Source organism: Pleomorphochaeta sp. DL1XJH-081 (assembly GCF_049310885.1).
Lineage (GTDB): Bacteria > Spirochaetota > Spirochaetia > Sphaerochaetales > Sphaerochaetaceae > CAYZJV01.
This window is the reverse complement of sequence record NZ_JBMDYO010000005.1, coordinates 64,835-89,106: the sequence shown is the minus strand read 5'-3', so window position 1 is coordinate 89,106 and position 24,272 is coordinate 64,835. Positions and strand designations below refer to the sequence as shown.

At 47.6% G+C, this 24,272-nt stretch carries 24 protein-coding genes; 18 read left to right on the top strand and 6 right to left on the bottom strand.

The annotated features are described in order from the left end of the window. Positions 1 to 8 precede the first annotated feature (8 nt). On the top strand, positions 9 to 1,403 hold the full coding sequence (locus ACODJP_RS09925; RefSeq protein ID WP_422481027.1) for a hypothetical protein: 1,395 nt from the start codon (positions 9 to 11) through the stop codon (positions 1,401 to 1,403). Here ACODJP_RS09925 and ACODJP_RS09920 read toward each other — a convergent pair. Beyond that, positions 1,377 to 2,159: a glycerophosphodiester phosphodiesterase gene (locus ACODJP_RS09920; protein WP_422481026.1), complete on the bottom strand. Its 783-nt coding sequence runs from the start codon at positions 2,157 to 2,159 to the stop codon at positions 1,377 to 1,379. The genes ACODJP_RS09925 and ACODJP_RS09920 overlap by 27 nt on opposite strands. Next, positions 2,149 to 3,000 (bottom strand): deoxyribonuclease IV, encoded by an 852-nt coding sequence (gene nfo, locus ACODJP_RS09915; protein ID WP_422481024.1) that lies wholly within the window; start codon positions 2,998 to 3,000, stop codon positions 2,149 to 2,151. The genes ACODJP_RS09920 and nfo overlap by 11 nt, the downstream gene beginning before the upstream one ends. Before the next feature lie 100 nt (positions 3,001 to 3,100). On the opposite strand from nfo, the gene ACODJP_RS09910 reads away from it, so the two are divergent. Continuing rightward, entirely contained in the window at positions 3,101 to 6,100 is a 3,000-nt protein-coding gene (locus ACODJP_RS09910; RefSeq protein WP_422481022.1) for an insulinase family protein, read from the top strand. Here ACODJP_RS09910 and ACODJP_RS09905 read toward each other — a convergent pair. The 3 genes from ACODJP_RS09905 to ACODJP_RS09895 are packed head-to-tail and all read right to left on the bottom strand — an operon-like array spanning position 6,084 to position 8,215. Next, positions 6,084 to 7,433 carry a [Fe-Fe] hydrogenase large subunit C-terminal domain-containing protein gene (locus tag ACODJP_RS09905; protein ID WP_422481020.1) on the bottom strand — a complete coding sequence of 450 codons (1,350 nt, stop codon included), beginning with the start codon at positions 7,431 to 7,433 and terminating at the stop codon, positions 6,084 to 6,086. The genes ACODJP_RS09910 and ACODJP_RS09905 overlap by 17 nt on opposite strands. Continuing rightward, the gene (locus tag ACODJP_RS09900) at positions 7,426 to 7,857 is read right to left on the bottom strand and encodes an ATP-binding protein (RefSeq protein WP_422481019.1); all 432 of its coding nucleotides are present in this window, start codon (positions 7,855 to 7,857) and stop codon (positions 7,426 to 7,428) included. The genes ACODJP_RS09905 and ACODJP_RS09900 overlap by 8 nt, the downstream gene beginning before the upstream one ends. Before the next feature lie 13 nt (positions 7,858 to 7,870). Further along, positions 7,871 to 8,215, bottom strand: coding sequence for a DRTGG domain-containing protein (locus tag ACODJP_RS09895; RefSeq protein ID WP_422481017.1), 345 nt, complete (start codon positions 8,213 to 8,215; stop codon positions 7,871 to 7,873). Positions 8,216 to 8,318: 103 nt separating this feature from the next. On the opposite strand from ACODJP_RS09895, the gene glpK reads away from it, so the two are divergent. The 15 genes from glpK (at position 8,319) to ACODJP_RS09820 (ending at position 22,781) form a co-directional block, all read left to right on the top strand. Beyond that, positions 8,319 to 9,833: a glycerol kinase GlpK gene (gene glpK, locus ACODJP_RS09890; protein WP_422481015.1), complete on the top strand. Its 1,515-nt coding sequence runs from the start codon at positions 8,319 to 8,321 to the stop codon at positions 9,831 to 9,833. An 18-nt stretch (positions 9,834 to 9,851) separates the two neighbouring features. Next, positions 9,852 to 10,667 (top strand): diadenylate cyclase CdaA, encoded by an 816-nt coding sequence (gene cdaA, locus ACODJP_RS09885; RefSeq protein ID WP_422481013.1) that lies wholly within the window; start codon positions 9,852 to 9,854, stop codon positions 10,665 to 10,667. Next, positions 10,654 to 11,094, top strand: coding sequence for a hypothetical protein (locus tag ACODJP_RS09880; RefSeq protein ID WP_422481011.1), 441 nt, complete (start codon positions 10,654 to 10,656; stop codon positions 11,092 to 11,094). Before cdaA ends, ACODJP_RS09880 begins: the two co-directional genes overlap by 14 nt. A 5-nt stretch (positions 11,095 to 11,099) precedes the next feature. Then, positions 11,100 to 11,492, top strand: a complete 393-nt coding sequence (gene acpS, locus ACODJP_RS09875) for a holo-ACP synthase (RefSeq protein WP_422481009.1) — start codon at positions 11,100 to 11,102, stop codon at positions 11,490 to 11,492. After that, positions 11,479 to 12,294 carry a tRNA pseudouridine(38-40) synthase TruA gene (gene truA, locus ACODJP_RS09870; protein WP_422481007.1) on the top strand — a complete coding sequence of 272 codons (816 nt, stop codon included), beginning with the start codon at positions 11,479 to 11,481 and terminating at the stop codon, positions 12,292 to 12,294. Before acpS ends, truA begins: the two co-directional genes overlap by 14 nt. Next, positions 12,278 to 13,072, top strand: coding sequence for a uracil-DNA glycosylase (locus ACODJP_RS09865; protein WP_422481005.1), 795 nt, complete (start codon positions 12,278 to 12,280; stop codon positions 13,070 to 13,072). Before truA ends, ACODJP_RS09865 begins: the two co-directional genes overlap by 17 nt. A gap of 2 nt (positions 13,073 to 13,074) precedes the next feature. Next, complete coding sequence (gene priA, locus ACODJP_RS09860; protein ID WP_422481003.1) at positions 13,075 to 15,078, top strand: replication restart helicase PriA; 2,004 nt, start codon at positions 13,075 to 13,077, stop codon at positions 15,076 to 15,078. 38 nt (positions 15,079 to 15,116) lie between these two features. Then, a complete protein-coding gene (gene def / locus ACODJP_RS09855) occupies positions 15,117 to 15,623 on the top strand; it encodes a peptide deformylase (protein WP_422481001.1) in 507 nt (168 codons plus the stop codon). A gap of 2 nt (positions 15,624 to 15,625) precedes the next feature. Beyond that, positions 15,626 to 16,621: a methionyl-tRNA formyltransferase gene (fmt, locus tag ACODJP_RS09850; protein ID WP_422480999.1), complete on the top strand. Its 996-nt coding sequence runs from the start codon at positions 15,626 to 15,628 to the stop codon at positions 16,619 to 16,621. Beyond that, the gene (locus tag ACODJP_RS09845; RefSeq protein ID WP_422480997.1) at positions 16,611 to 18,992 is read left to right on the top strand and encodes a patatin-like phospholipase family protein; all 2,382 of its coding nucleotides are present in this window, start codon (positions 16,611 to 16,613) and stop codon (positions 18,990 to 18,992) included. The genes fmt and ACODJP_RS09845 overlap by 11 nt, the downstream gene beginning before the upstream one ends. Next, entirely contained in the window at positions 18,992 to 19,990 is a 999-nt protein-coding gene (locus ACODJP_RS09840) for a TIGR01212 family radical SAM protein (RefSeq protein WP_422480995.1), read from the top strand. The genes ACODJP_RS09845 and ACODJP_RS09840 overlap by 1 nt, the downstream gene beginning before the upstream one ends. Further along, positions 19,987 to 20,427, top strand: a complete 441-nt coding sequence (locus ACODJP_RS09835) for a VanZ family protein (RefSeq protein ID WP_422480993.1) — start codon at positions 19,987 to 19,989, stop codon at positions 20,425 to 20,427. Before ACODJP_RS09840 ends, ACODJP_RS09835 begins: the two co-directional genes overlap by 4 nt. Next, positions 20,424 to 21,329 (top strand): fumarate hydratase, encoded by a 906-nt coding sequence (locus ACODJP_RS09830; RefSeq protein ID WP_422480991.1) that lies wholly within the window; start codon positions 20,424 to 20,426, stop codon positions 21,327 to 21,329. Before ACODJP_RS09835 ends, ACODJP_RS09830 begins: the two co-directional genes overlap by 4 nt. Continuing rightward, positions 21,322 to 21,843, top strand: a complete 522-nt coding sequence (locus ACODJP_RS09825; RefSeq protein WP_422480989.1) for a FumA C-terminus/TtdB family hydratase beta subunit — start codon at positions 21,322 to 21,324, stop codon at positions 21,841 to 21,843. The genes ACODJP_RS09830 and ACODJP_RS09825 overlap by 8 nt, the downstream gene beginning before the upstream one ends. A 71-nt stretch (positions 21,844 to 21,914) precedes the next feature. Then, a complete protein-coding gene (locus ACODJP_RS09820; protein ID WP_422480987.1) occupies positions 21,915 to 22,781 on the top strand; it encodes an FKBP-type peptidyl-prolyl cis-trans isomerase in 867 nt (288 codons plus the stop codon). Here ACODJP_RS09820 and ACODJP_RS09815 read toward each other — a convergent pair. Continuing rightward, positions 22,761 to 23,459, bottom strand: coding sequence for a YjjG family noncanonical pyrimidine nucleotidase (locus tag ACODJP_RS09815; RefSeq protein WP_422480985.1), 699 nt, complete (start codon positions 23,457 to 23,459; stop codon positions 22,761 to 22,763). The two genes, ACODJP_RS09820 and ACODJP_RS09815, sit on opposite strands and share 21 nt — an antisense overlap. 98 nt (positions 23,460 to 23,557) lie before the next feature. On the opposite strand from ACODJP_RS09815, the gene ACODJP_RS09810 reads away from it, so the two are divergent. Next, positions 23,558 to 24,136 carry a DUF308 domain-containing protein gene (locus ACODJP_RS09810; protein WP_422480983.1) on the top strand — a complete coding sequence of 193 codons (579 nt, stop codon included), beginning with the start codon at positions 23,558 to 23,560 and terminating at the stop codon, positions 24,134 to 24,136. Positions 24,137 to 24,272: the final 136 nt, after the last annotated feature.

The window sequence follows — 24,272 nt, the reverse complement described above, 5'->3', positions numbered from 1 at the left end:
TTACCGATATGAAGAAAACTGTTTCCACGCTGATAGTAATTCTACTCCTCCTATTTTCTGGCTGTTCATCCCTCAGCACTTGGGTTCGCTCAAACTTCGAGGGAGTTCCTGTATGGGTATATGAGCCGCAGGTTTCGCGGGATCAGACAGCATTTGTTGGAAGTGGCACGGCAGACAGCCAAACCAGGGCTCGGGTGCTTGCGTATGAATCGGTTTTGCGCCAAATTTCGGATTCCATTGGTGAGGACGTCGTTGGGACCTATATAGCGGAACTTTCAACACGTGATTCTATTGAAGCTTATCGTCTCAGAATCACACAAGAGTTCGTGAAGCAAGAAGAGAATTCGACAACTGTCTACTTCCTGGCTATCGCCGATAAAGAGGTACTTGAAAGAGCCCGTACCGATGCGGAGGTGCAACTGTTAGAGAGTCAAAGAGAGATGAACCGTCTTTCCCAAGAGGCAGCCCAAGCCTTTCGGGAGAATAGGGATCTCGAGGCTGCTGGGAAATACTTGCAGATTGCGATTATCGCTAAAGCTCTTCCTGTCGATAGGGGGAGACAACGGTACGATGATGCGATAGAGAGAGTGAGGAAGATCCTATTGGCTTTACGGTTGACTGTTTCTGAGGGAGATCCAACTATCCCTACAACTGTGGTTACTCTCAGGCGCGGCAGTCGATCATTATCGCCAAGAGTTGAGCAAGCTGCCGTGATGGCTTTCTCAATGGCTCGCGATGGTATGGGAAACAGTTATCAGGACACCCAGCGTTTCGTCACCGATTCTTCTGGACAGTTCACCTTCACATCCAACAATCCTACCCTTGTCGGCCGGGGAACTATTGGATTCGAGGTGGATTTCTCTCCATCCTTGGAACAATTGGAAAAACTGGATGGCGTTCTATTCAACGAGTTCTCACAAATTGTAGCTGATACAAGAATTGAGTACCCATATGCAAGGATTTCGATACTTGGAGGACAATCCCTGTTGGTAGCCATGTCCGAATATTCGCTACAGGGAACGAGATTGGGCAGTACGTCAGCTGGTAGGGCACTTGCCGGTGATTTGTCCAAAGATGGATTGCGTGTTGTCTTGACCCAAGGTCCGCAGCCTGAGGATGATGAAGATATCTTGGATGTCTTGAAAAATACATTTGGAGATTACCGTGCTGTAGTCTATGGAAATGTCGGAATTTCCCATATTAAGGAGACCGGCGCCTCCTTCGCTGTGACTGTCACGGGAGAGAGCTTATTCGCCGATATTGCCGGTGGGAGGATCATAGGCCGAACAGGGAGTGTAAACGCAAACGCCGTTGCTACAACGTTACAGGATGCCACACAAGAGGCTTTTGCTCGGTATGGAAATATTTCAGCATCCCTACTTATGCGATACCTCTTCAAATAAGCTTGGATTATTGGAAATCAATCCATCTACTCCAAGGGAGAGGAGATTGGTTCCTGCATTACGGTCATCTACCGTCCATGCAAGAATCGGGAACCCTTTCCTCTTGGAAAATTTTGCCATCATCTTCGTATTCACGAGCAGAGAGTCTGGCTTCAAGACAGTCGCATGCGCTATATGGCGTCCCCAACCATGTTGTAATGCCTTTGGGACCTCCTCGGCTTCACTGAATATTACCGCAGAGGGAAGGGTATGATTACTTTCACGATTGAAATATCTAATTGCAAATGGGTTGAAGCTGGAGACAAGGACAGCTGACTCCATCTGTAATTCTTTTATCAATTGCCATGTCTTGCTTGCAATTCCGGTATCTCTTGTTCCTCCAACCTTCAATTCGATGTCGTAATAAAAAGCACTCCCATAGGTTTCAAACACCTGTCTGAGGGTAGGAATCCGTTCTCCAGCAAATTTTGGGTCTTTATGTGATCCAACATCAAGTCGCTGCAATTCTTGTAGTGTCAGCTCTTCGACACGAGCTGAAACACCTGCTAAGCGTTGGAGGTTATGGTCATGGATCACCACCAATTCTCCACTTTTACAGAGGTGGATATCGAGCTCAATACCGCCAATGCCCTTCTTTAAACATAGGTCGAATGCCTTCATCGTGTTCTCAGGCGCCAATGACGAGAAACCACGATGACCAAAAATCAACGGTCGTCCAGCCTCCGGGAATAGGGAGGGCATCCGATCATGCCTCATGATTGGCGAATCCACGTAACATCTCTACCTCGGCTTTCCATAGCTCAGGATCGGTGGTTTCCAGAATTAGTGGAATATTCAAGAATCTTGGATCAACCATCATAGCCTTGAAGGGTTCCAAACCTAAGTTTCCCTTTCCCAAAGGAGAGTGGCGGTCCACATGACTATCATAATCGCTTTTAGCGTCATTGAGATGCATTCCCATCAATCGGTTGAAACCGATGATCCTATCATATTCCTCCATTACCGATGAAAAGGATTCTTGGGTCCTGATGTCGTATCCGGCAGCGAAGATATGACAGGTATCTATACATACACCGACTCGATCTTTATGTTTGACCTTCTCGATAATCCGGGCGACCTCTTCGAACGTCCTTCCCAGAGCCGACCCTTGCCCTGCCGTAGTCTCTATTACGGCATATACTCCCTCGGTTTCTTGGAGAGCTTCATCTATACCCTCAGCTATCAAAGTCATACAATCATCGGGATCGATTTGCTTTAAATGGGCACCAGGGTGGAAGTTAAGCCGATCGAGACCCAATTGCTGGACTCTCTTCATCTCATCCACAAAGGCCTGTACACTGATCCTCCGTTTCTGTGGATCGGGGTTGCCCAGGTTTATAAGATAGCCGTCATGAGGCAATACCTGCTCAGCGATGAAACCTCCATCTGCCATAGCCTGCTTGAACAGCTCAATCTGCTCTTCCGTCAGAGGGGGAACCTTCCACTGTTTCTGGTTCTTGGTGAAAAGGGCGAAAGCATTAGCCCCAATTGACAGTGCGTTCTCAACAGCGTTATGTACACCACCGGCAGCGCTCACATGTGCTCCAATATAATGCATGCATACACCTCTCTTCTTGAAGGTACGGAAGAAGCGAAGGGTTGTCAATCGAAACAGCTCGTGTTAACTTCTCACAGTGTCATGCCGACAGGAGGTTTTTGTGAGTGTAGCATTAATGCCAGGTGATGAGATCCACGGTTTTGTTCTGGAATCGATCGATGTACTCGATGATTATCACGGCTATGGCTACTTTTTCCGCCATCGTATGTCGGGAATGGAGGTCTACCATGTCGCAAACGATGATACTGAAAATTTATTCGCTTTCATTTTCAAAACACCACCAGTAAACGATTGCGGCACTCCACATATCATAGAACACTGTATACTCGCTGGTTCCAAACGTTATCCGGTCCGGGATCCCTTCATGTCCCTTCTCAAGGGAAGCGCCAATACATTCATGAATGCAATGACATATCCGGATTATACCGTGTATCCCGCTGCGTCACCTTTGAAAAAGGATTTCGAGAACCTCTTCTCTGTCTACGCCGATGCCGTATTCAATCCCCTCCTACGTGAGGAGACTTTCTGGCAAGAGGGAATCAGAATCGACGCAACTGAGGATGGGTCGTTGAATTTCGGTGGTGTAGTCTTCAATGAGATGTTAGGAGAATTGAGCGACCATGACTCGATCGTAGGTCGTCAGAGTATCAGGAGCCTCTTTCCTGATACTCCCTATTTCTACGAGTCCGGAGGCGATCCCCAGGACATAATCAAACTCGATTATCGTCAATTCGTCGGTTATTACGCCTCCCATTACCATCCCTCCAATTGTCGCCTCTTCCTCTACGGAAACCAAGATATCGACGAACGTCTATCATTTCTAGATGAACAGTATCTTGCTGATATCTCCTCAATGAACGCGAGTGGACCCACTTCTTTAGCTAAGCCTTGGACCAAACCCAAAACAGTAGTTACTACAAGCCCCGCTGACGGAGATTCTGTACTACAGGAAGATGCTACGGTAGCGATTAGTTGGTCCACTTCGGTAGTAGAGGACCCGCTGGAGGTCCTGACCTTGTCTGTACTTACCGATATTCTATTGGGAAATCCTGGGGCTCCACTATATAAGGCGATAATCGACTCCCAACTGGCAAAGGATATCTCTCAGGTGAGTGGCATGGATACCAGCTTTAGACAATTGCCGTTCACAGTAGGATTCAAGGGAATCGACCCAGACAAAGCCCAACAGGCACAACAGCTGGTTCTCGATACATTGAAAGCAATCGTAGATGAGGGGATTCCGAAATCCCTGGTCCTCAATGCCATCAAACGACAGGAATTTCTTCTGCAAGAGCCGAATGGAGATATTCCGATGGGGCTACGTGCTATGAATAGGGCAGTACGGGGGTGGCTGCAGGGACAGAAACCCCATGTAACGATATCCGTTGCACCCTCATTGGAAAAGCTGAAAGAGTTGGTAGGGGCAACGAGTTCCCCAGAGGGAACGTTATTCTCTTCCGATGGATATTTCGAACAATGGATTGAGAAACACCTATTGGATAATCCCCATCGTTGCCTTTTAGTGGTAAAGCCCGATGCCAACCATAAAAAGCGTTTGGAGGCGGCGATCGAACAGCGGTTGGACGAGGTAAAGGAAAAACTTGGTAAGGATGGAATGGAAATCCTTCGACAGCAGTCAGAACGTTTTTCAAGATTTGAAGAACAGCGTGACACACCAGAGGATCTGGCTACCATACCGAAGCTTTTAAAAGAGGATTTGCCTGAAACAATCCGCAATTTGCCACAACAATTGGTCCAAGCTTCCACGGTACCTCTATACCTCCAGAGTATGGAAACCAATGGTATCGTCTATCTTGATGGTATGTTTTCTGTGGGCGATCTTGATGAAGAGGAGCAGCTTCTTCTTCCATTGTTCACGCGACTTCTCCATATGAGTGGAGTGGACGATTTATCTTATGACCAGGTAGCCGTCAAGTTGCGACAATCGACCGGAGGTCTCCATCTATTCTTGGAAAACTCCTCTATGGCACAGAGCACTAAAACAACCAGAAGCGGACTTGCCTTTCGGCTGAAATGCTTGCAACGGGACCAAGAATCTGCGTTCTCGATACTTTCCGATATTCTCCAGAGAGCCAATGTCGACGATCCAGAAAGAATAGGAGCGGTGTTAAATGATCTGATTAGCGACTATGAATCGAACGTTTCAAGTTCTGGCCAGATGTACGCATCCCAACGGGCTTCTGCTAATTTCTCCAGTATCCTTAAACAGAATGAGATGTGGAATGGATTGGACCAGTGGTTGCACCTTGTGGGAATCGAGAGGAACCATGGCGAAGTAGTAAAGGCTATCGGAATATCACTGAAAGCCTTGCAAAGACGTGTCGTTGATAGAGGAAGATTGGCATTGCACCTGTGTGCCTCCCCTGATGACCTGCATGAGAGTGAGATTTCTGTGCAAAGATTCGTCGAAAGTTTTCCCGAATCACAGACCGTGGTCATGCCAGTGATGGAAATTCATGATACTCAGGAAGACTTTGGGCAATCACTTGAAGTATTCCGTATTCCCTCATCTGTTAGTTTCAGTGCGTTGGTCTGTAGGGCAGCCGATCCTTTTTCCCCAATCCAAAGCCATCAGGCAGTGCTTGCTCATATCCTCACGACAAACCATCTGTGGGAACAAGTAAGGGGCGTTGGCGGGGCATATGGAGTAAGTGCCCATATCGACATGTTGGAACGACTCTGTGTCTTTTCTAGCTATCGTGATCCTAGGGTCGATGGAACCTTGCAGGATTTCCGTTCTGTACTTGAGCGTATTGCACAAGATGGGGTAGATCAAGAATTGGTTGATCTAGCAATCATTTCTATTATAAGCCGAGAGTTGCGCCCCCTTTATCCGAAACAGGCCTCAATGATAGCCTTCAGAAGGGCGTTGTACGGAATTACCGATGCTTTCCGAGCCGAACGACGTGCGTGGACTTTGGAGACTACCGTAGATGATGTGAAGGTAGCAGCCGCTGAGCTTCTGCGTTCAATGGATCAAAAGACCAGTGCCGTGGTGATCGCGGGACAAGAGATCCTGGAACGGGAGGCTGCAATGAGTGAGCGGATGCGTGTTGAGGCGATTAAGCTTCCGTTGTAGGACTTTGTTGTTGAGGGACTGCTTCCCCCCATATTTTGGCAAGATTGTTCAATCCATGGGGATCTTTCATTTTCAACACGAGACAACGGCGTATGCTGGCATTGCTTCTTGCGATATCCTCTGCCAAAGCCTTGCAGGTCGGACTGCCGCACAGGCCACAGTCAATACCAGGTAATACTTCTGTAATACGGCGTATCTTCTCCATCTTCTTAATTGCCAAAGAGACATCTACATCAAGCTGGAGTGATTTCTTAGCCACAATCCGATCAACCTTCAAGTTATGAATCAATTGACTCGATAGGGAGAGGATCTTGTCCTTTGTCGCATTATCAAGTTCGTTTGCAAGTGTTTGTGCGTGGTGTTTAATTCTCTCTGTAGCCAAGAAACGGTTCCTCGCGGTCAATATGCCTCCCGTACATCCAGTATCGCAGGCACGAAGCTCCAGGAAATCGATATTCTCGTGCCTTTCATCCTCTACCAATTCTAGGAATTCGATCACATTGTGGATCTCATCGATAGAGAGTGTTCTACCTTGCATGCTGGAACTTTCACCTTTCGTAAGACTCCAGAGAAAGGCCGGACCGGTGATGGTGGGGCTTTCCCAAATCTTTTTCGTACCATGGACCCTGTCGGAACGTTGGGCTAGATATCCTTGCATGAGATTGAACACAGAATCGAGGTTCAGGCCACCTTGGATAAGACCTTCGGTCGCTGATCCGGGTGTCTTAATTTGTGCATACTTGGCAGCACAGGGAGTTATGTAGAAAATTCCGATATCAGAACTGGCGATTCCCTGTTCTTCCAAGTCTGCCCTGGCATACAGGGCTGTGATTTGCGCTGGAGTACGCATGAGGTTCACATGTGGAAGCAGCGTCGGATACCGTAACTGTATGAGTCGTACAACTGCTGGACAGTAGGATGAAACCACAGGATGATCATCGGCATAGACACTTATTCGGTTTCCCAAGGTCTTCAGGATATCGACACCAAATTCGGCATAATGGACATGGGTGAACCCAATCTTGTGCAACGCCTCTATCATATCCGATTCAGATACAGAGTCTTCGAATTGTCCAATCATGAGAGAAGGTATGATTGCTACCCGATGGGTGTACTGGTAGATCTGGTTGAAATCGTTCTGTTCGATCACAATTGCGTCATGGGGGCATGCGTCCATACATTGTCCACAATCAACACAGCGCTCGGGATCGACCTTGGCCTTGCCTCCTGTAATACGGATTGCCTCAGTAGGGCACCGTTTCATGCAATGGGTGCAGCCCCGGCAGAGATCCTCACGGACCATGAGCGTATGGTGGAAAGGTTGGTCATGCATGTGCAGCCTCCCGATCAAGGAAGAACTGCATGAAAATCGACGTAGGACGATCGGCTCCGGTATCGATTCTGAGCTTGTCGGCATTCTTTCGGATATTCGAAAGTCCCATACCTGCACCGAATCCCATTTCCCTCACCTCTGGCGTAGCAGTAGACCAGCCTTCGGTCATGGCAAGTTCGAGATTGGGGATGCCGGGACCTCTATCGCTTACTGTAATATGAACGATATCAGGTTCAATCTCACACGTGATCTCCCCACCGAATGAGTGGGCGACCACATTGACCTCCGCCTCGTAGAGAGCGACGATTATCCGTTTGGTATGTGCTGGATCGATATTCAGTTGTTTCAGAAGTCCTTTTACTGTGCTAGAGACATTTCCGGCATTCGAAAAATCGCCAGCTTGAACCGCGTATGAGACATGCATGCGTGGCTCCTTTTCAGTAGACGGGTTGCAAGCCTTTGCCAAAGAGCAAACCGCTTGTACGGAACATGGAATATGGTGTTGTGATGATTGTTATGCCGTGTTCCTTTGCCAGGTCGATCATCGTTTTTGTCGGTTTCTTGTTTCTTACGAATAGGATTTGCAGGATATCGGACATTTCTGCAGTCCTGATAGCCTGGTTGTTCGATAGTCCTGTAATGAGGAGGATGTCATCTGCTAATAAGGTTAAAACATCGCTCATCAGATCGGATGCGAAACCGAGTTGCACTTCCCTATCTAACGACTCCTCACCACACAGGACCTCCCCGTGCACGATATCAACCACTTCCCTCAACGTCATAAAAGCTCCTTCCTTGCAAGTATACCATGCCAAATTACCTGTGGCGAGTTTTTCCGTTTCCAGCTATACTGTAGCATGATGTCCACGAGATGAGGAGGCCCTTGTGAAGTACGTTGGAGCGTTGGACCAGGGAACGACAAGTACACGATTCATCCTATTTGATCAGTCGGGAGCACCGAAAGCCTCCCACCAAATTGAGCATACCCAGATTTTCCCAAAACCCGGTTGGGTAGAACACGATCCACAGGAGATATGGAAAAATTGTGTCCAAGTAATAGAACAGACTTTGCTCAAAGTACGGGCTACCAATAAGGATTTGTCTGGCATAGGTATAACCAACCAACGTGAAACGGTCATAGCGTGGGAGCCGGAGACCGGAACGATCCGATATAATGCGATTGTATGGCAGGATCTGCGCGGTTCTGAATTCATAGAGAAATTGAAGACAACGGCAGATGTTCAAAAGCTGCAGGCCAAGTCGGGTTTGATTCCCAGCCCCTATTTTGCAGCATCTAAGATTGTGTGGATGCTCGATCATGTTGAAGGGCTAAGGGAGGATGCCGAAAGTGGGAAGGTCGTTTTCGGTACCGTCGATACCTTTTTGGTCTGGAATCTCACTGGAGGAGCAGGTAAGGGTGTGGTGGTTACCGATGTGACCAATGCATCACGATACATGTTTATGGATATCGAATCCCTTCAGTGGGATGATTGGCTTTTGGGGATATTCAATGTACCCAAACAGAGTTTACCTCGTATTGTGAACTCTTTTGGGGAAGTGTATGGTAACACGGTCCCCGACGGTCCTTTCAAGGGTCAGGTACCGGTTTGTGGTATCCTTGGAGACCAACAGGCAGCTCTTTTCGGTCAAGCCTGTTTCTCTGCAGGACAGGGTAAGAGTACCTACGGGACAGGTTGCTTCCTCCTGGTGAATACGGGAGAGAAACCGACCGTATCGAGCAGGGGATTGTTGACTACTGTAGCATATCGGGAAGCCGGAAAGCCGGCCATGTATGCATTGGAGGGATCTATCGCTGTTGCAGGATCATTGGTACAATGGGTGAGAGATAATCTCAAGATTGTAAAGAGTGCACCAGAGGTGGATTCACTTGCCGAATCTGTTCCCGATTGTGGAGGAGTCTATATCGTCCCAGCTTTCAGTGGTTTATTCGCTCCCTATTGGCGTAGCGATGCGCGTGGAGTCATTGCAGGACTTACCGGATATGCGACCGCCGCCCATATCTGCCGGGCAGCCCTCGAGTCGACAGCTTTCCAGACGAAGGATATATTCGATGCCATGGAGGCCGATTCCAAGATCAAGATGGAGGTCCTTAAGGTCGATGGGGGACTTACCAATAGTAGACCACTTATGGAGTTCCAAGCCGATCTACTGGGAATTCCGGTAATCCGACCCCAAGTGGTGGAAACCACAGCTCTTGGAGCGGCATACGCAGCTGGATTGTCTAGCAAGTTTTGGCAATCATTCGAAGAGGTCGCGAAACACTGGAAAGAGAAGTCCCGATGGGTACCGGCAATGGAAGAATCTGTACGTAAGGAGAAAATCCTATTTTGGAATAAAGCAGTCCAACGGACATTGGATTGGGTCTCCGATGAAGAATAAAAGAGGCAAGGGGTTTAGATGTTTGCCAATATAATGAACAGCATATGGAGCGTACTTGGTCCTATCTTAGAGATAGGGACGCTTACCTATATTTTCTATCGTTTCCATAAGGCTGTAGCGCAGACAAAAGCTCAACAGATTGCAAGGATCGTCTTTGTGCTGATAGCGGTCTATAGTCTTTCTCGCTTGCTTCACCTAGAGACCTTCCTTTGGATCTACAGATATTTAACAATTCCGGCTGTCATATTCATCTGTGTAGTCTACCAACCCGAATTGAGAAGAGCCTTTACCCAATTGTTCAGCGGTCGTAGCAGGCTGTTCAGGATGGGTACTCAGACGACTGCAGAGCAGATCGATATCATTCTCAACGCCTGCAATGTATTGGTATCTAAAAATCGTGGTGCACTTATTGTCTTTACCCGCCATCTGGGTATCAAGAACGTCCTCGATTCCGGAACCCGTTTGAATGCCGACCTTTCATCGGCACTCATCCTTACCGTGTTCGATCATGATACGCCATTGCATGATGGCGCTATGGTGGTCCAAGGGGGGAAGATTCTCTCAGCAGGTTGTTATTTACCTTTGAGTGAACAGACCGATATCAAAAAAAGCTTCGGTACCCGTCACCGGGCTGCCTTGGGTTTGGCGGAGGAATCAGATGCCATCGTTCTCGTGGTTTCGGAAGAGACCGGAGCCATAAGTCTTACCTATAATGCGAATCTTTATTATGATCTGGATAGTCCCACAGTAAAGAGGATGCTATTGGCTTTATTCAGTTATCACGATATCACTCCACAAGACATGACGGAGGTACCTGCAGATGAAGCTGAATAAGATGTGGAGGTCCCTGCTTGAGGATTGGCCGATTAAAGTATTCTCTCTCCTTATGGCAATATCGGTCTTTGTAGTGGTCAACTATGCCACTCTTGATAGTAGAACGGTGGAGATCCCTCTTCATGTTACGATGCCTGATGGCTATGAAGCCACCAGCACGATTCCTGAGTCAGTTTCCCTGCTGATTCGTGCCGATGAACGGTATATCGGGATGATCGATCCTACAGCAATCAAAGCTATCGCAGACTTCTCTGTTGTTTCCGAGGATGGAGTTACTGGCGTCCCTGTACTTCTTGAAGCTCATACATCCTATGTCGATATCGAAGTATCCTTCTCCACCGATCCCGATATCGTGCGGGTCTTCTTCCAAAAAAAGGGGCAATCGGATAGTGTAGGCGAAGAAGTGAATGCAGGTGGTACGAATTAGTGATCGTGGGAAAAATACGTGGTATCGGAATCGATGCTGTAGCAATCAATAGAATGGATTCTCAGCGGATGACCCTCCATGTGCTGAAAAGGATGTTCAGTGCAACCGAGGTAACGGAAGCTTTGGAGTTGGAAGGTCTGCTGAGAAGTGAATACCTTGCCTCCCGCTTTGCGGCAAAAGAGGCTTTTGTTAAGGCTTTGGGAACAGGTTTCAGAGGAATTTCTCCCAGCGAAATCTCTGTTACTGTCGATTCCGTAGGAAAACCTTCCCTGGTAGTTTTACAAGAGGTGAAGGATAGGCTCTGCCTCGACTCCTGTTCGGTCCATCTATCGCTTACCCATGAGAAGGATCTTGCCATTGCATTCGTGGTTTTGGAGGATTTTGATGGCTCGCTCTGATTGGAGAAGGCCTACCGAATTTTCCCTTTCGCCAGGTTACCGAAGAATCAAGTTGCTGGTAACCTATGATGGGGCTCAGTTCGCAGGTTGGCAAAGGCAGAAGGTTGATAGGACCGTCCAACAGGAAATTGAGACGGCTCTTGCAAAAATAATTGGAGTGAGAATCCATGTCCAAGGTTCTGGGAGGACAGATTCGGGAGTACATGCTCTGGGACAGGTAGCCCATTTCGATACCCCTAACCAAAGCATACCAGCTGACATATTCGCATTGGCCTTGAACAAACTGCTCCCACAAGATGTACGCATTCTCTCCAGTAGTGAGGTGAGTGATACATTCCATGCCCGGTTTACCGCAATACGACGAGAATACCGGTATTACTGTAAGGAATACCACGACTATAGCCCATTCGATCGAAATCGAGTCTATCGGTTGCGGAAATTCCCCCCCTTGGATCTGCTCAATGGATATGCCCAGACTCTTGTGGGAACCCATGATTTCAGGACTTTCGGTGCGGTCGCCGACCAGAGCCACAGTAAGGTCCGGGATCTATACACCAGTGACTTCCATCTTGAGCAATCTCGCTGGGGAGGACAACTTTTAGTATACACGGTAAGTGGCAATGCATTTTTGATGCACCAGGTACGATCCATGGTTGGAACCATGATAGAATTAGGAGAGAGGGGAGATCCAGTTGAAGAGTTTGTTAGGAGACTGGCATCGAAAGACCGTCGTCAAGCCGGAAAGACCGCGCCCCCTGACGGATTATATCTCTATAGGATAGATTATGATGAGCCAACATGAAGAGGTATCTGTGGAAGATCGCAGGGAGACAGTAAAAACGGTACTCGAAGAGGTGTGGACGCTTTTTGATGAAGTGCAAGATTTCATCACACCTAATCCTAAAGAGGCTGATGGAGCATTCCAGAAAAAAGCCAAGCCCGATTTTTTACAGCGTGCTGAGCAGTTAGTTATCCATACTGAAAATTCCTCAACAGATCCTCTGGTGCATGCTACGCTCCCTCAAATTGTCCGCATGGTGGAATCCTGTTCGCTCTGCCCATTAAGTGAAACCAGAAATCATGCAGTTCCTGGAGTTGGCATGGCCAATGCTCGCCTTATGGTGATAGGAGAAGGCCCTGGAGCAGATGAAGATGCTTCGGGGGAACCATTTGTCGGAAAGGCTGGAAAGTATCTCGATTCTTGGCTTAATGCAATACATTTGAACCGTGCACAAGATGTCTTCATCACTAATATCGTCAAATGTCGTCCACCACAAAACAGGAATCCCCATCCAGCGGAGGCAAATGCCTGCATCCCATACCTTAAAAGACAGATTTCCTTGGTCAAACCCGATGTAATCCTCTGTGTGGGAAAAGTCGCGGCGAATTATCTTCTCCAATGTGACCATGCTCTCCATACCATGCGTTCCACAATCTATCGGCATGAGGGGATTCCCGTAGTGGTGACCTACCATCCGGCTGCAGTTTTGAGAAACCTCGATTTGAGGAAGCCTGTCTGGGAGGATCTTAAGCGGGTAGCACAGTTGATCGATATCCCCATCGCAACAACGAAGGCATAGGCATGGATACCAAGGCCATGTTTGCCCAAGTGGTTCTGAGCAACCCACTCGAACAGCGATTTACCTATGCGATATCGGAAGATATGGTCTGTGAGGTTGGTATGCGGGCTGTAGTTCCTTTTGGTAATCGTGAAGTTACCGCATATGTGGTGGCATGTCTCGATAGAATCGAAGAGACTCGCTATACCATTAAACCCATAAAGCGAATGATCGATAAAGAACCACTCTATGGGGAGCGGGAAATTCTCCTCGCCCAGTGGATGGCTCGATTCTATCTCTGCTCGGAGGGAGAAGCACTCAGCGGAATGATACCGGGAGGCCGACGTGATGTCGATCCTCCGCTTATGCCAATCGACGGGCAGGAACTTGCTGTAGCTGCTGAACACTTATCGGAGGAGCAACGGGAGGCTATAACGTCTATCCTATCTAGCAAAGAACAGCTACATTATCTTTACGGGATTACCGGATCGGGGAAGAGCGAAGTGTTTCTCCAGGTTGCTGAACAGGTTATTCAGCAGGGAAAACAGGTAATCTATCTTGTTCCCGAAATAACTTTGACCCATCAGTTGGCTAGACAGGTTTCCAAACGGTTCGAGAATCGAGTCGCTATCCTCCATTCGGGTATGACACCCTCACAACGACTGACAGCCTGGAGGAAAATTAAAAGAGGCGAGGTGGAGATGGCTATAGGTGCTAGAAGTGCTGTATTCGCCCCTTTCGAGAATCTAGGTCTTATAATAATCGATGAGGAGCACGAGAATTCCTACAAGGCGGGAAACTCCCCCCGCTACCATGCTCGTCAGATCGCACAAAAACGGGCTTCAGACAGCAATGCTCTCCTTCTCATGGGTAGTGCCACCCCATCTCTTGAAGCATGGCACATGATGGAGGAGGGCCGGATATGCAAGCATGTCCTTTCACAACGAGTTGGGGGAGGCTCTCCACCTAAGATTACTGTAGTGAATATGTTGGGTGAACAGCGTCTACTCTCTCGAAAATTATTGGAGATGATGAAACAAACGCTGGATATGAAACGACAAGTGATCCTCTTCCTTAATAGACGGGGGTTTTCCCATTTCTTCCACTGTAATTCCTGTGGTTATGAGATGACTTGTCCCCATTGTAGTATCTCTCTCACTTACCATAAAAAGGAAAACCGGATGGTCTGCCATTATTGTGGATACTCACGAAAACCGATTTCTGTCTGTCCTGAGTGTAATTCGGTCGATGTCGGTTATGGTACATTCGGAACAGAGATGGTAGAGAACGAGGTCAAGCAATTCTTTCCGCTCGCCCATATAGCAAGATTGGATACCGATTCCGCAAAAGACAAGCAGCGGGTAGCCCAAGTTCTTTCCGAGTTCAAGAATGGCTCTATTGATATCCTTTTGGGTACACAGATGGTTGCGAAGGGATTAAATTTTCCTTTAGTCGATCTGGTTGGTATCGTGCTTGCCGACAGTTCCCTGAATCTCCCCGATTTCAGATCTCAGGAAAGAACCTTCTCCCTCATTCTGCAAGTCAGTGGACGTGCTGGGCGATACAATAATGCAGGTAAAGTGGTCGTACAGACCTACCATCCCGATAATAGGGCGATTATGTGTGCGACTCAGAACGATCTTCAAACTTTCTATAGTGAGGAACTGTCAGCTCGAAAGGACACCGCATTTCCTCCCTTTACCCGGTTGGTCAATTTTGTTGTCCGGGGAAGGAGCAAGGAGAAGACTGTAAAGGCTATGGTAGACTTACATAGCATGATTGAATCATTATTGCAGGAAATGGGATCTGCATATGTGGATAATGGGGATAAAAAGGATATTCCCGATATCTTAGGCAGTGCGCCGTGTCCCATCGAGAAGATTGCCGGAAATTGGCGTCACCATCTGGTATTGCGTTCTACGAATCCAGCTCGTCTATTGCAAGTGGCTACAGCTGTCCATCAGCAATACAAGACTCCTTCTTCTATCTATCTGGAGATCGATTTGGATCCATTGCAGATGCTGTAACATTGACGGTACCATGCTTTTGTCGGTATTATTGGAGCATGTTGGATATCTATACGTTAGGTGAAGAAGTATTGCGTGAGAAGGCAGAAAGGATATCTACCTTCGACAACGCTCTGGCGATATTCGTCGATGCCATGTTCGAGACCATGGAAGAGTCGGACGGTATCGGTTTGGCGGCGCCCCAAGTAGGTGTGCCCAGTCGACTGTTCGTTGTTGACACGAGAAAACCGGGTGAGCGAATGGTTTTCATAAACCCCGAAATCATTGAAACCAGTCAAGAACAGGGTGCTTATGAAGAGGGATGCTTGAGCATTCCCGGTATGTACTATGATATTGTAAGGCCGATAAAGATCTCTGTCCAAGCCCAGGATATCAAGGGGAAACCCTTTATCCTCCATGCCGAGGGAATGCTTGCCCGAGTCATACAGCACGAGAATGACCACCTCAATGGTGTGCTGTTCATAGATAGAATGGAAGAGGCAGAGAGAGAGAAACTGGTAGCTTCATACAACAGACGAAACAAACGCCGCAAGAAGGACAATTGATCATGTCATGTCCCGAATTGCGGATACTGTTTGCCGGTAATCCCGATATAGCTGTGCCTGCACTAAAAGCCTTGTCGCAGAATTTCACTGTTGTGGGAGTGCTCACAAATCCCGATAAACCAACGGGTAGAGGACGACATATGGAGCCTCCCCCGGTGAAGGTTGAAGCCCAAAGGTTAGGCATCCCGGTCTTGCAATATGATCGACTACGAGCAGATTCCCGTGCAAGTGTTTCTGACTTGGGACCCAATCTCCTTATATCGTTCGCATGTGGGCACTATTTCGGACCCAAATTTCTCGCTCTGTTCGAGTGTGGGGCCATAAATATTCACCCATCACTGTTACCCAAGTATCGAGGAAGTTCTCCTCTCCAATTCGCACTTCTCCATGGAGAGCGAAAAACTGGTATCTCCGTCCAAAGGATAGTCGCGCAGATCGATAGCGGGGATATCCTCTCCAGTACCGAAATAGATCTCGATGGAACCGAAACGACGACGACCTTGGGAGAATTGGTTGCCCCGCTAGCTGCCGATCTCATTGTCGGCACTCTCGAGAAATGGCGTGATGGTTCATTGGTGGAACGACAGCAGGATGAGCGTGAAGCGACCTTTTCCCGGATGCTGACTAAAGCCGATGGAGAAATTGATTGGAGTAAGAGTGCACGGGAAATCCACTGCATGGTACGAGCTTTCCAACCCTGGCCACGCGCATATACGACATTTGGAGACAAGACACTATTCATAACAGCAGTACATGGCTCTCTTTTTGACCTATCCAACGAACCGATTGAAACAGATGTTCAACCCGGAACGGTACTCGGTAGGATAAAGAAGAAAGGTTTTGCCATAGCCTGTGGTGATGGTATGCTCCATGTGGATAGGTTACAGTTGGCTCAGAAGAAAGAGATGGACAGCGCTGCGTTCTCGAATGGAAATCCCTCGATAATCGGAGCGGTTCTGGGCATAGCGCAAGGGGAAGTCTCAGGAAATGGGAAATAGTTCCAAAAACCTACGATTGCTCATCCTCTACATGCTCCTATTGATTCTTTCATCAATTGGATTGATACATGCAGATGAAATACCTGTGCAGAAAGGAATCATTATTGGAGACCAATTCATCGGTATGCAAGTCTACGGTAGTCGAGATGATGCTAGCGAATCATATCCGAAGATCGCTCTCGTCCTCTCTGGAGGTGGTGCTCGAGGATTTGCTCACATACCGGTAATTGAAGCTATTGAAAAAGTAGGTATACCGATCGATATGGTTCTTGGAACAAGCATGGGGAGCCTTGTTGGAGGACTCTACGCAGCAGGGTATTCACCAGGAGATATGAGACGTCTCATTGCCTCCTACAATATGGTGGAACTGTTTGCTCTTGCAGCTCTTCCTCCACTTCGTCCCGAACCGGCTCCTCTGAGAAGGGATCGTGACAACCTGTTTGTCCTTGGTTTCGATAGTGAAGGCCTTGGGGGAGCTTCTGGAATCATCGGAGATCAAAGGATTCTCAGTATGCTCAATGATTCACTTTCTCGTGTTTCACCAATAGATGATTTCGATGAACTTGCCATTCCCTTCCGTTGCATAGGAACCGATCTGGTGACTGGAGAAAGGGTCATTTTCTCCGAAGGATCGTTAGTCTCTGCAATCCGCTCCAGCATTTCCATCCCCGTGGTATTTACTCCCTATCCGACCGATGGTCGTCTGATCATTGATGGTGGACTGGTAGACAACATGCCGGTCCATCTTGCCCGCGATATGGGAGCCGATATCGTCATTGCGGTTGATGTGAATGCTGTAGACTATACTATCGAAGCCGAAGAGATGGAGTCCTTGACCGATATCCTCTCACAATTGATCGTTATCCTCACCAAGAATACGGTGGTATACCAAAGCACAGATGCCGATCTACTTATCGAACCACAATTAGATCAACATGATATTCTCGATTTCGCGGCAGTCGACGAGATTATTGCAGTTGGAGAGGCGACAGCCATATCCAGACACGAAGATATCCAGACTCTTGCACAGAAAATTGGTGCATTCCGAACGTTGGCGCCATTGGATCCGGATCGCTACGGAGCTTATTTTACTCTTCCTGATGTCTATGTGAACTCGGTTTCCCATCGAACAGTTGGTTCTTATCAAGATGAAGAAACATTCAATTTGGAACAGTTCGATCAATTCGTGGGAAAGCCACTCGACCTCGTGAGCAAGCGGAAGCTGCGTGGATTGTTCGAGGAATTACGAATCGATGGAGGGTATGCTACGGTTGCCTATGACTATACCGATGCTTTCTTGGGTAAATCCGATACGGTACGGGGAAACTTGGAGATCCAAACACGAAAATTCGAGCCAAAACGTTCCTCAGTATCTGCGGGGCTCAACGCTGCCGTATCATACGCATGGACCTCTTCGAATGAATCTCAATTTCGTATGTTGCCCGACTTCTCTGTACGGTACACCAATAATCAATTATTTGATTCTTCCTCTTCTCTTGAAGTACTTTTCGCCGCATCCGATGCCATTACCATCTCAAGCAAACTCCAATACGGTTTGACTCCAAATATTCAATTAGGGACACAGATAGGGTATGTCACGGGAGGTATCCATCCATTAAATCTTCGCTATGCGTTGACTGGAGTGGAAGATCGCGATCGGATGATGATATCGGAGTTCTTCCTGGAGTACCGGTATAATTCACACCATGTGTTGAAATTGGCAACCGATTTTGACTATATCTGGTATGGGGAACAGGTAGTGGGAAGAGATGCTTTCATTCCTTCTGTCCGCTTCGATGGTGTCTATACTACGATTCCTTTCGGGTTTTTCCCTAAGAGTGGATCAAGAGTGGATTTCTCTTTTCTGGCCGAAGCTCCCATAGAGGGCAACAATCGTTTCGGTTACCGGATGGAGACTCGTTTACAGAAGGTTCTATCCCTCGGAGCAAATGATGCACTCTGGTTCGATGCCCATGCTGGGACGTCGCATGTTTCAAATCCTCGTAAAACAGCCTATTTCGATTATGGTGGGTCTCGTGGTATTCCCTCATATCCCGCACTCTCACTGGTTGATGATATGATACTTGCAAGGGTGAAACATCTGCATCATTTCTCAACAGATATGCCAACCGTCATGCTCCAGTCGATGGTTACGGTTTCATCTCGTGGTTTGCTTGTTGGGCAATTATTGAGTGACACAGATCCATACAATGATAATCCTGGCTTGCCTTTCAGCTCTCTCGGAGGGTTTGGTGAGCTTGAATACTCGGGTTCTATCGCACTAGGTCTTTCAACAGCAACTATCGACTTTTTGTTTGGCTTAGCGTTGGACAACAATCTCAGACTGGCACTTTTCTTTGAGGTTTTGTGATGGGAGAGCGATGGAGATCCTATAAACCGTACCTTATAGAACGCTATGGGAAACCGGTGTATAGAGTAGGACTTGATGGAGGTTTCTCCTGCCCGAATAGAAGCAATGACAGAACTGGAGGGTGCATCTACTGTGATGCGAAAGGATCATCAGCTGTATACCAACGTCGTGATGAGAGCCGCTACACACGCAAGAGCGGGTTTGTCGAGAATATCGACAACCAGAACCATTGCCTGAGACCGATTACATTGGATCAGCGTAAGGCTTCGTTGGAAAACCAGATCCAGCATGGATTAGATTTCCTTGACTCACGCTATTCGGGCTGCGAAAAGAGCATCTATTTTCAAGCCTTTACTAGTACATTCGATGATATCGAAGTCCTTCAATCGCTATATGATCTGGCGTTATCCACCGGTCGGTATAGGGAGTTGATCGTGAGTACCCGTCCCGATTGCATTGGAGATGATGTTATACGACTTCTGGCTTCATATAAAGATCGTGTAGATGCGGTCTGGGTTGAACTGGGGTTGCAAAGTGGTAACGAAGAGACTCTCCGTTGGATAGGACGTGGTCACACTGTAGAAGACTATCGTAATGCATCTGCACGAATTCATGATGCGGGATTGGAGATCAGCAGTCATGTGATTCTCGGTTTTCCGTTCGAAACGGACCAACATATTCTCAATACTGCAAAAGTTTTAAGAGAGACTCATCCTCAGGCTATTAAGATCCATAATCTTCATATCGTTGCCGGTACCCGATTATATGACCAGTATAGGAGACAACCGTTTCACATTCCATCTCGAGCCGAACACGTGGCAAATACCATCCTTCTTTTACGGCATATACCCCAAGATATCGTAATTCAACGCTTTATAAGCGATACACCCTCTCATAGATTGGCAGCTCCAAGAAATTTCGGCGATAAGAATGGGTTCCTCAATGATCTTAGGGCGGAAATGGAGCAGGCTAATGCTTTCCAAGGAGACGCTTTATGATTGTCAGTACCTTTACGAGTATCAGAACAATCGGAATTGCGGGGACTCCTTTGGTTTCCGCAGTAATTGTATTTTTATCCCTGCTTCCTTCTTCCAAACTGGTGTCGACAGGTTTGTTCAGTCTATTACGAGACAAAGGCGCCCATGCCCTCGCTTATGCTGCCTTGGGATTCTTCCTCTATTGTGCGATGGTGACTAACGTGGCAAAGCCAACTTGGTCTCGGGTATTTCGCACTCATAATTGGAGAATGCTCTTCGTTTTTGGAGTTTCGATAATCTTAGGAAGCGCAATTGAGATAGTACAGCCCCACTATGGAAGAAGCTTCGAATTTCTCGATATTGTTGCAGATGGTATCGGTGCGATCATGGGAATCGCTTTCGGCTTCATCGTGGTGACCATTGCCATGCGTAGGGATGTACGGAGGAGAAAATTATGATTTTTTCCAAGAATAGCATCGTGAGAGAGGTCAAACAGGCACTTCTCCACGCTGGGACCCATTTGGAAGAGGATCTTACTGATCGGTTGCAGCAGATGGAACAACAGACAGAGGCTCTGCTGAACACGTTGGAGCAGGACGATGAACGTATTCCCTCCTATGAGACATCGCTTGAAGTGCTGAGGATGATCGGTAGGAATCTACAGCTTTCCGATGAGACCAACCTCCCCATGTGTCAGGATACAGGTATGGTCGTTTTCTTCGTTGAGATGGGTTTCGATCTTCTTCTGAGTATGCATGAGATTGAGGATGCTCTGCATGAAGCAGTCAAACAGGCTGTAGAAGAGGGTAATTTCCGCAACTCCGTGGTCCAGGATCCGGTATTTGATCGAACCAATACGGGAACGAACCTTCCTCCTGTGATACATTGGTTTCCCAAACAGGGAAGTGGACTTACCATTCGGGCAATGTTGAAAGGGTTTGGAAGTGAAAACTGCTCAGCGATGCGTATGCTCAATCCTACGGCAGGCGCCGAGGCTGTATTAGAAACCGTCGTTAGCTTGGTAAAGGAAGCTGGAGGGAAACCTTGCCCACCTATTGTTGTCGGAATTGGGATCGGAGGAACCGCCGAACGTTCTGGCCAACTTGCTAAAAAAGCCCTCTTTAGACCAGTCGGAAAGCCACACTGGGAATCCCGGTATGCCGATTTGGAGCAGCAAATTGAAAAAAAGATTCAAGATTTGCACATTGGACCTGGCGGTTTTGGTGGTCCCCTTACCGCTTTGGGTGTCGCAATCGAATATGAGCCTACCCATATAGCCGGACTACCGGTGAGTGTCGCTATCAGTTGTTGGGCCGATAGAAAAGCAGTGGTAGAGTTTGAAGGAGAGCCTGATGCGTAAGATCCAGCTTCCATTGGACCAACAAACAATCGAAACCCTGAAAGCCTATGAACAGGTCTCCCTGAATGGAACGGTACTGGTAGGTCGGGACCAGGTGCATCAGCGGCTTTATACGTTGTTGGAAGCGAACCAACCTCTACCGATCCCATTGGAAGGCCAGGTTATGTACTATATGGGTCCTGCAGCCACCCCCGAAGGGATGGTGATAGGATCGAGTGGACCAACGACGTCTGCCCGTATGGATCCTTTTACTCCTGCTCTCATGGAAGCGGGCTTAGTAGCTACGATTGGGAAGGGCCCGAGAAGTTTTTCTGTAGTCGAAGCTATCAGTCGTTTGAAAGGTGTCTATTTCGTTGCCTTTGGTGGTTGCGGAGCCCTTTATGCGACAAAAGTATTGGCCAAAGAGACCATTGCTTTTAAAGAATTGGGTCCAGAGGCTCTGATTCGCCTCGAAATAGCCGATTTTCCGGTCATCGTAGGAATCGATAGCCGTGGTAATTCTGTATTCGATTGATTTTATAGTGGACGTATGCCAAGTTTGCGTTTACCATCTAATAATGGGGTTATGGGAAAGGACGTTTATGCATGGTAGAATGGTTACAGCGAAAAATTCCTAGACAGATAATCCCGCTAGTCATTATTGCGCTGGTCTCTACTCAACTAATTAGTTGTACTCCGGAAGATCTTGGCCAAATGCAATCCACTGGAACACAATCCGTTCAAGAAGACCCGGAACCTTCTCCACAAGAGACCGCAATTGCTGGTGATGTTGACGAGGTCAGTGAAACCGAGTCCTCAGCATCGCCAATTCAGCAATCCATGGTCGAATATCTTCCCGAACCGGAAACCTTGGATGAACGTTTTAGCTATACATATGGCTATCTATTGATGGTTACCGCGATGCGTGATGTACAAGGACTCGATCCCGTCTATTTTGCCCGGGGGGCATATGATGCAGGTCTTGCGGAGACTCCTCTGATCGAGGAGAGTGAAATGAATACGGTCCTCTATGAGTATCAGGACAAATTGATTACGGAAGCAGCAAGAAGATTGGAAGAATTGGCTAGTAAGAATCTTGAAGATGCGGAAAGTTTTCTTGCTGTGAATGGGAAGAGGGAAGGGGTGACGACCACTTCGAGTGGATTGCAATATGAGATATTGGAGAGTTCCGAAGGTGTCCATCCTGAAGCAGATGATACCGTCAAAGTTAACTATCGACTTACCTATTTGGATGGAAGGGAAGGAGATGCCTCGATACGGGGGATTCCCAGTACGTTCGACCTCTCTTCAATGATTCCAGGTTTCCGAGAAGGGTTGTTGCTCATGCCAGTAGGTTCTTCTTTCCGATTCTATGTTCATCCCGACCTTGGATATGGAGAGGAGGGGTCTACAAGGATAGAACCGAATACCCTCTTGATATTCGATGTGGAACTAGTTGAGATTGTCGAGTAGTTCCAGTAGTTGTATCAGATTTTCCACCTCATAGGTTGCTCGGATCTCCGGATTTGCCGTCATACCGAATCTATTTATCCAGCAGGTATCCAATCCAGCGTCTATCCCTCCTTTAATATCACTTGAAGGACTGTCTCCAATGACAAGGGGGTTTTCCGCTGGCTTTCCAGATGCTTTCGCCATAGCTATAGCCTTGGTGAAATAGGAGGGATGTGGTTTCTGTATGCCAATTTCTTCGCTGATGATAATCGCACTGAAGTATTTGCGGGTTCCTGTGGCTTCCAAGCGACCGCGTTGGACCATGGATATACCGTTCGTGATAAGCGACATTGGTATACCTCTCGCCTTCAAGGACTCCAATACATGCATGCTGTCGTCGAAAAGATGGTAGGACTGGGAGAGTTTGCTGGTATACTGGCGAGCTGTCCTTTCTGCATCTTTAGAGACATCATATTGGGAGAAGAAACGTTTGAAACGTTCAGTCTTCAAGCGGTCCATACTCAAGAGCCCCTGCTCGAACTCGAGCCATACACCATTATTTATTCTACTATATGTTGCTATGGCATCGTCATTGGCAGGTATTCCCACCTCTTCGAACACCTGGGACAATGCCCATTTTTCTGCTGCCATAAAATCGAAAAGTGTGCCATCGGCATCAAAGAACAAGTGGTCGTACATAGTAATTCCTTTACATCATGGAAGAAAAAGGTGATACTTGCACTATAGCAGTCCAGAGGGAGTCAATGCAACGTCCCTCGAATCGCAGGAGGAACCGTATGAAAACGAAAGGTCGTTGGATCGTACAATTGATCATAGCCATAGTCATTTTCCTTATCGGCATATTTATTCTTGTACGACAGGATCTGTTCAAACAAATACTTGTAATCGCCTTGGGGTTGCTTGCGATAATTACCGGGATCACATCCCTTGCCACGATGGGAAAGTATAGTTTCGGAAAGTTCAACCATGGTTCCACCCTGCTGAAAGGAGTGCTTGGTATTGTTGTCGGTATGCTCGCCGTAATCATGCCACTGGCGACTGGAGAAGCTGCTTGGACAGTAATTATTTATGTGCTGGCCGTGGAACTGATCATATCGGCACTTATCCTGTTCATTGATTCAGTAGCCGTGAAATCGGCAGGTTTTCCCGCAGCATCCTTGGTCACCGAGGGAATCGTTTCACTAGTCTTTGCGGTGATATTGTTCCTTTTCCCGCGCGATGTCGCCAATCTTTTAGTGACCATACTAGGAATAACCGTACTGATCGTAGGTGTGACGTTGGCCATATTGGCTATTGCCTTCAAAAATCGTGGAGGCAATGCGACTATTGAAGCAGTCGATGTGGAGGTCGAGTAAACTACCAGGGCTATTGACACAACAATAGTCCTCAGATAGTCTCAGAACATGAACAAGATGATTGCACGCCATCACCATCACCACACCTCGGATTACTGATGGAATGCGTGTGCATGGAAACCTACTGGTAGCAGCT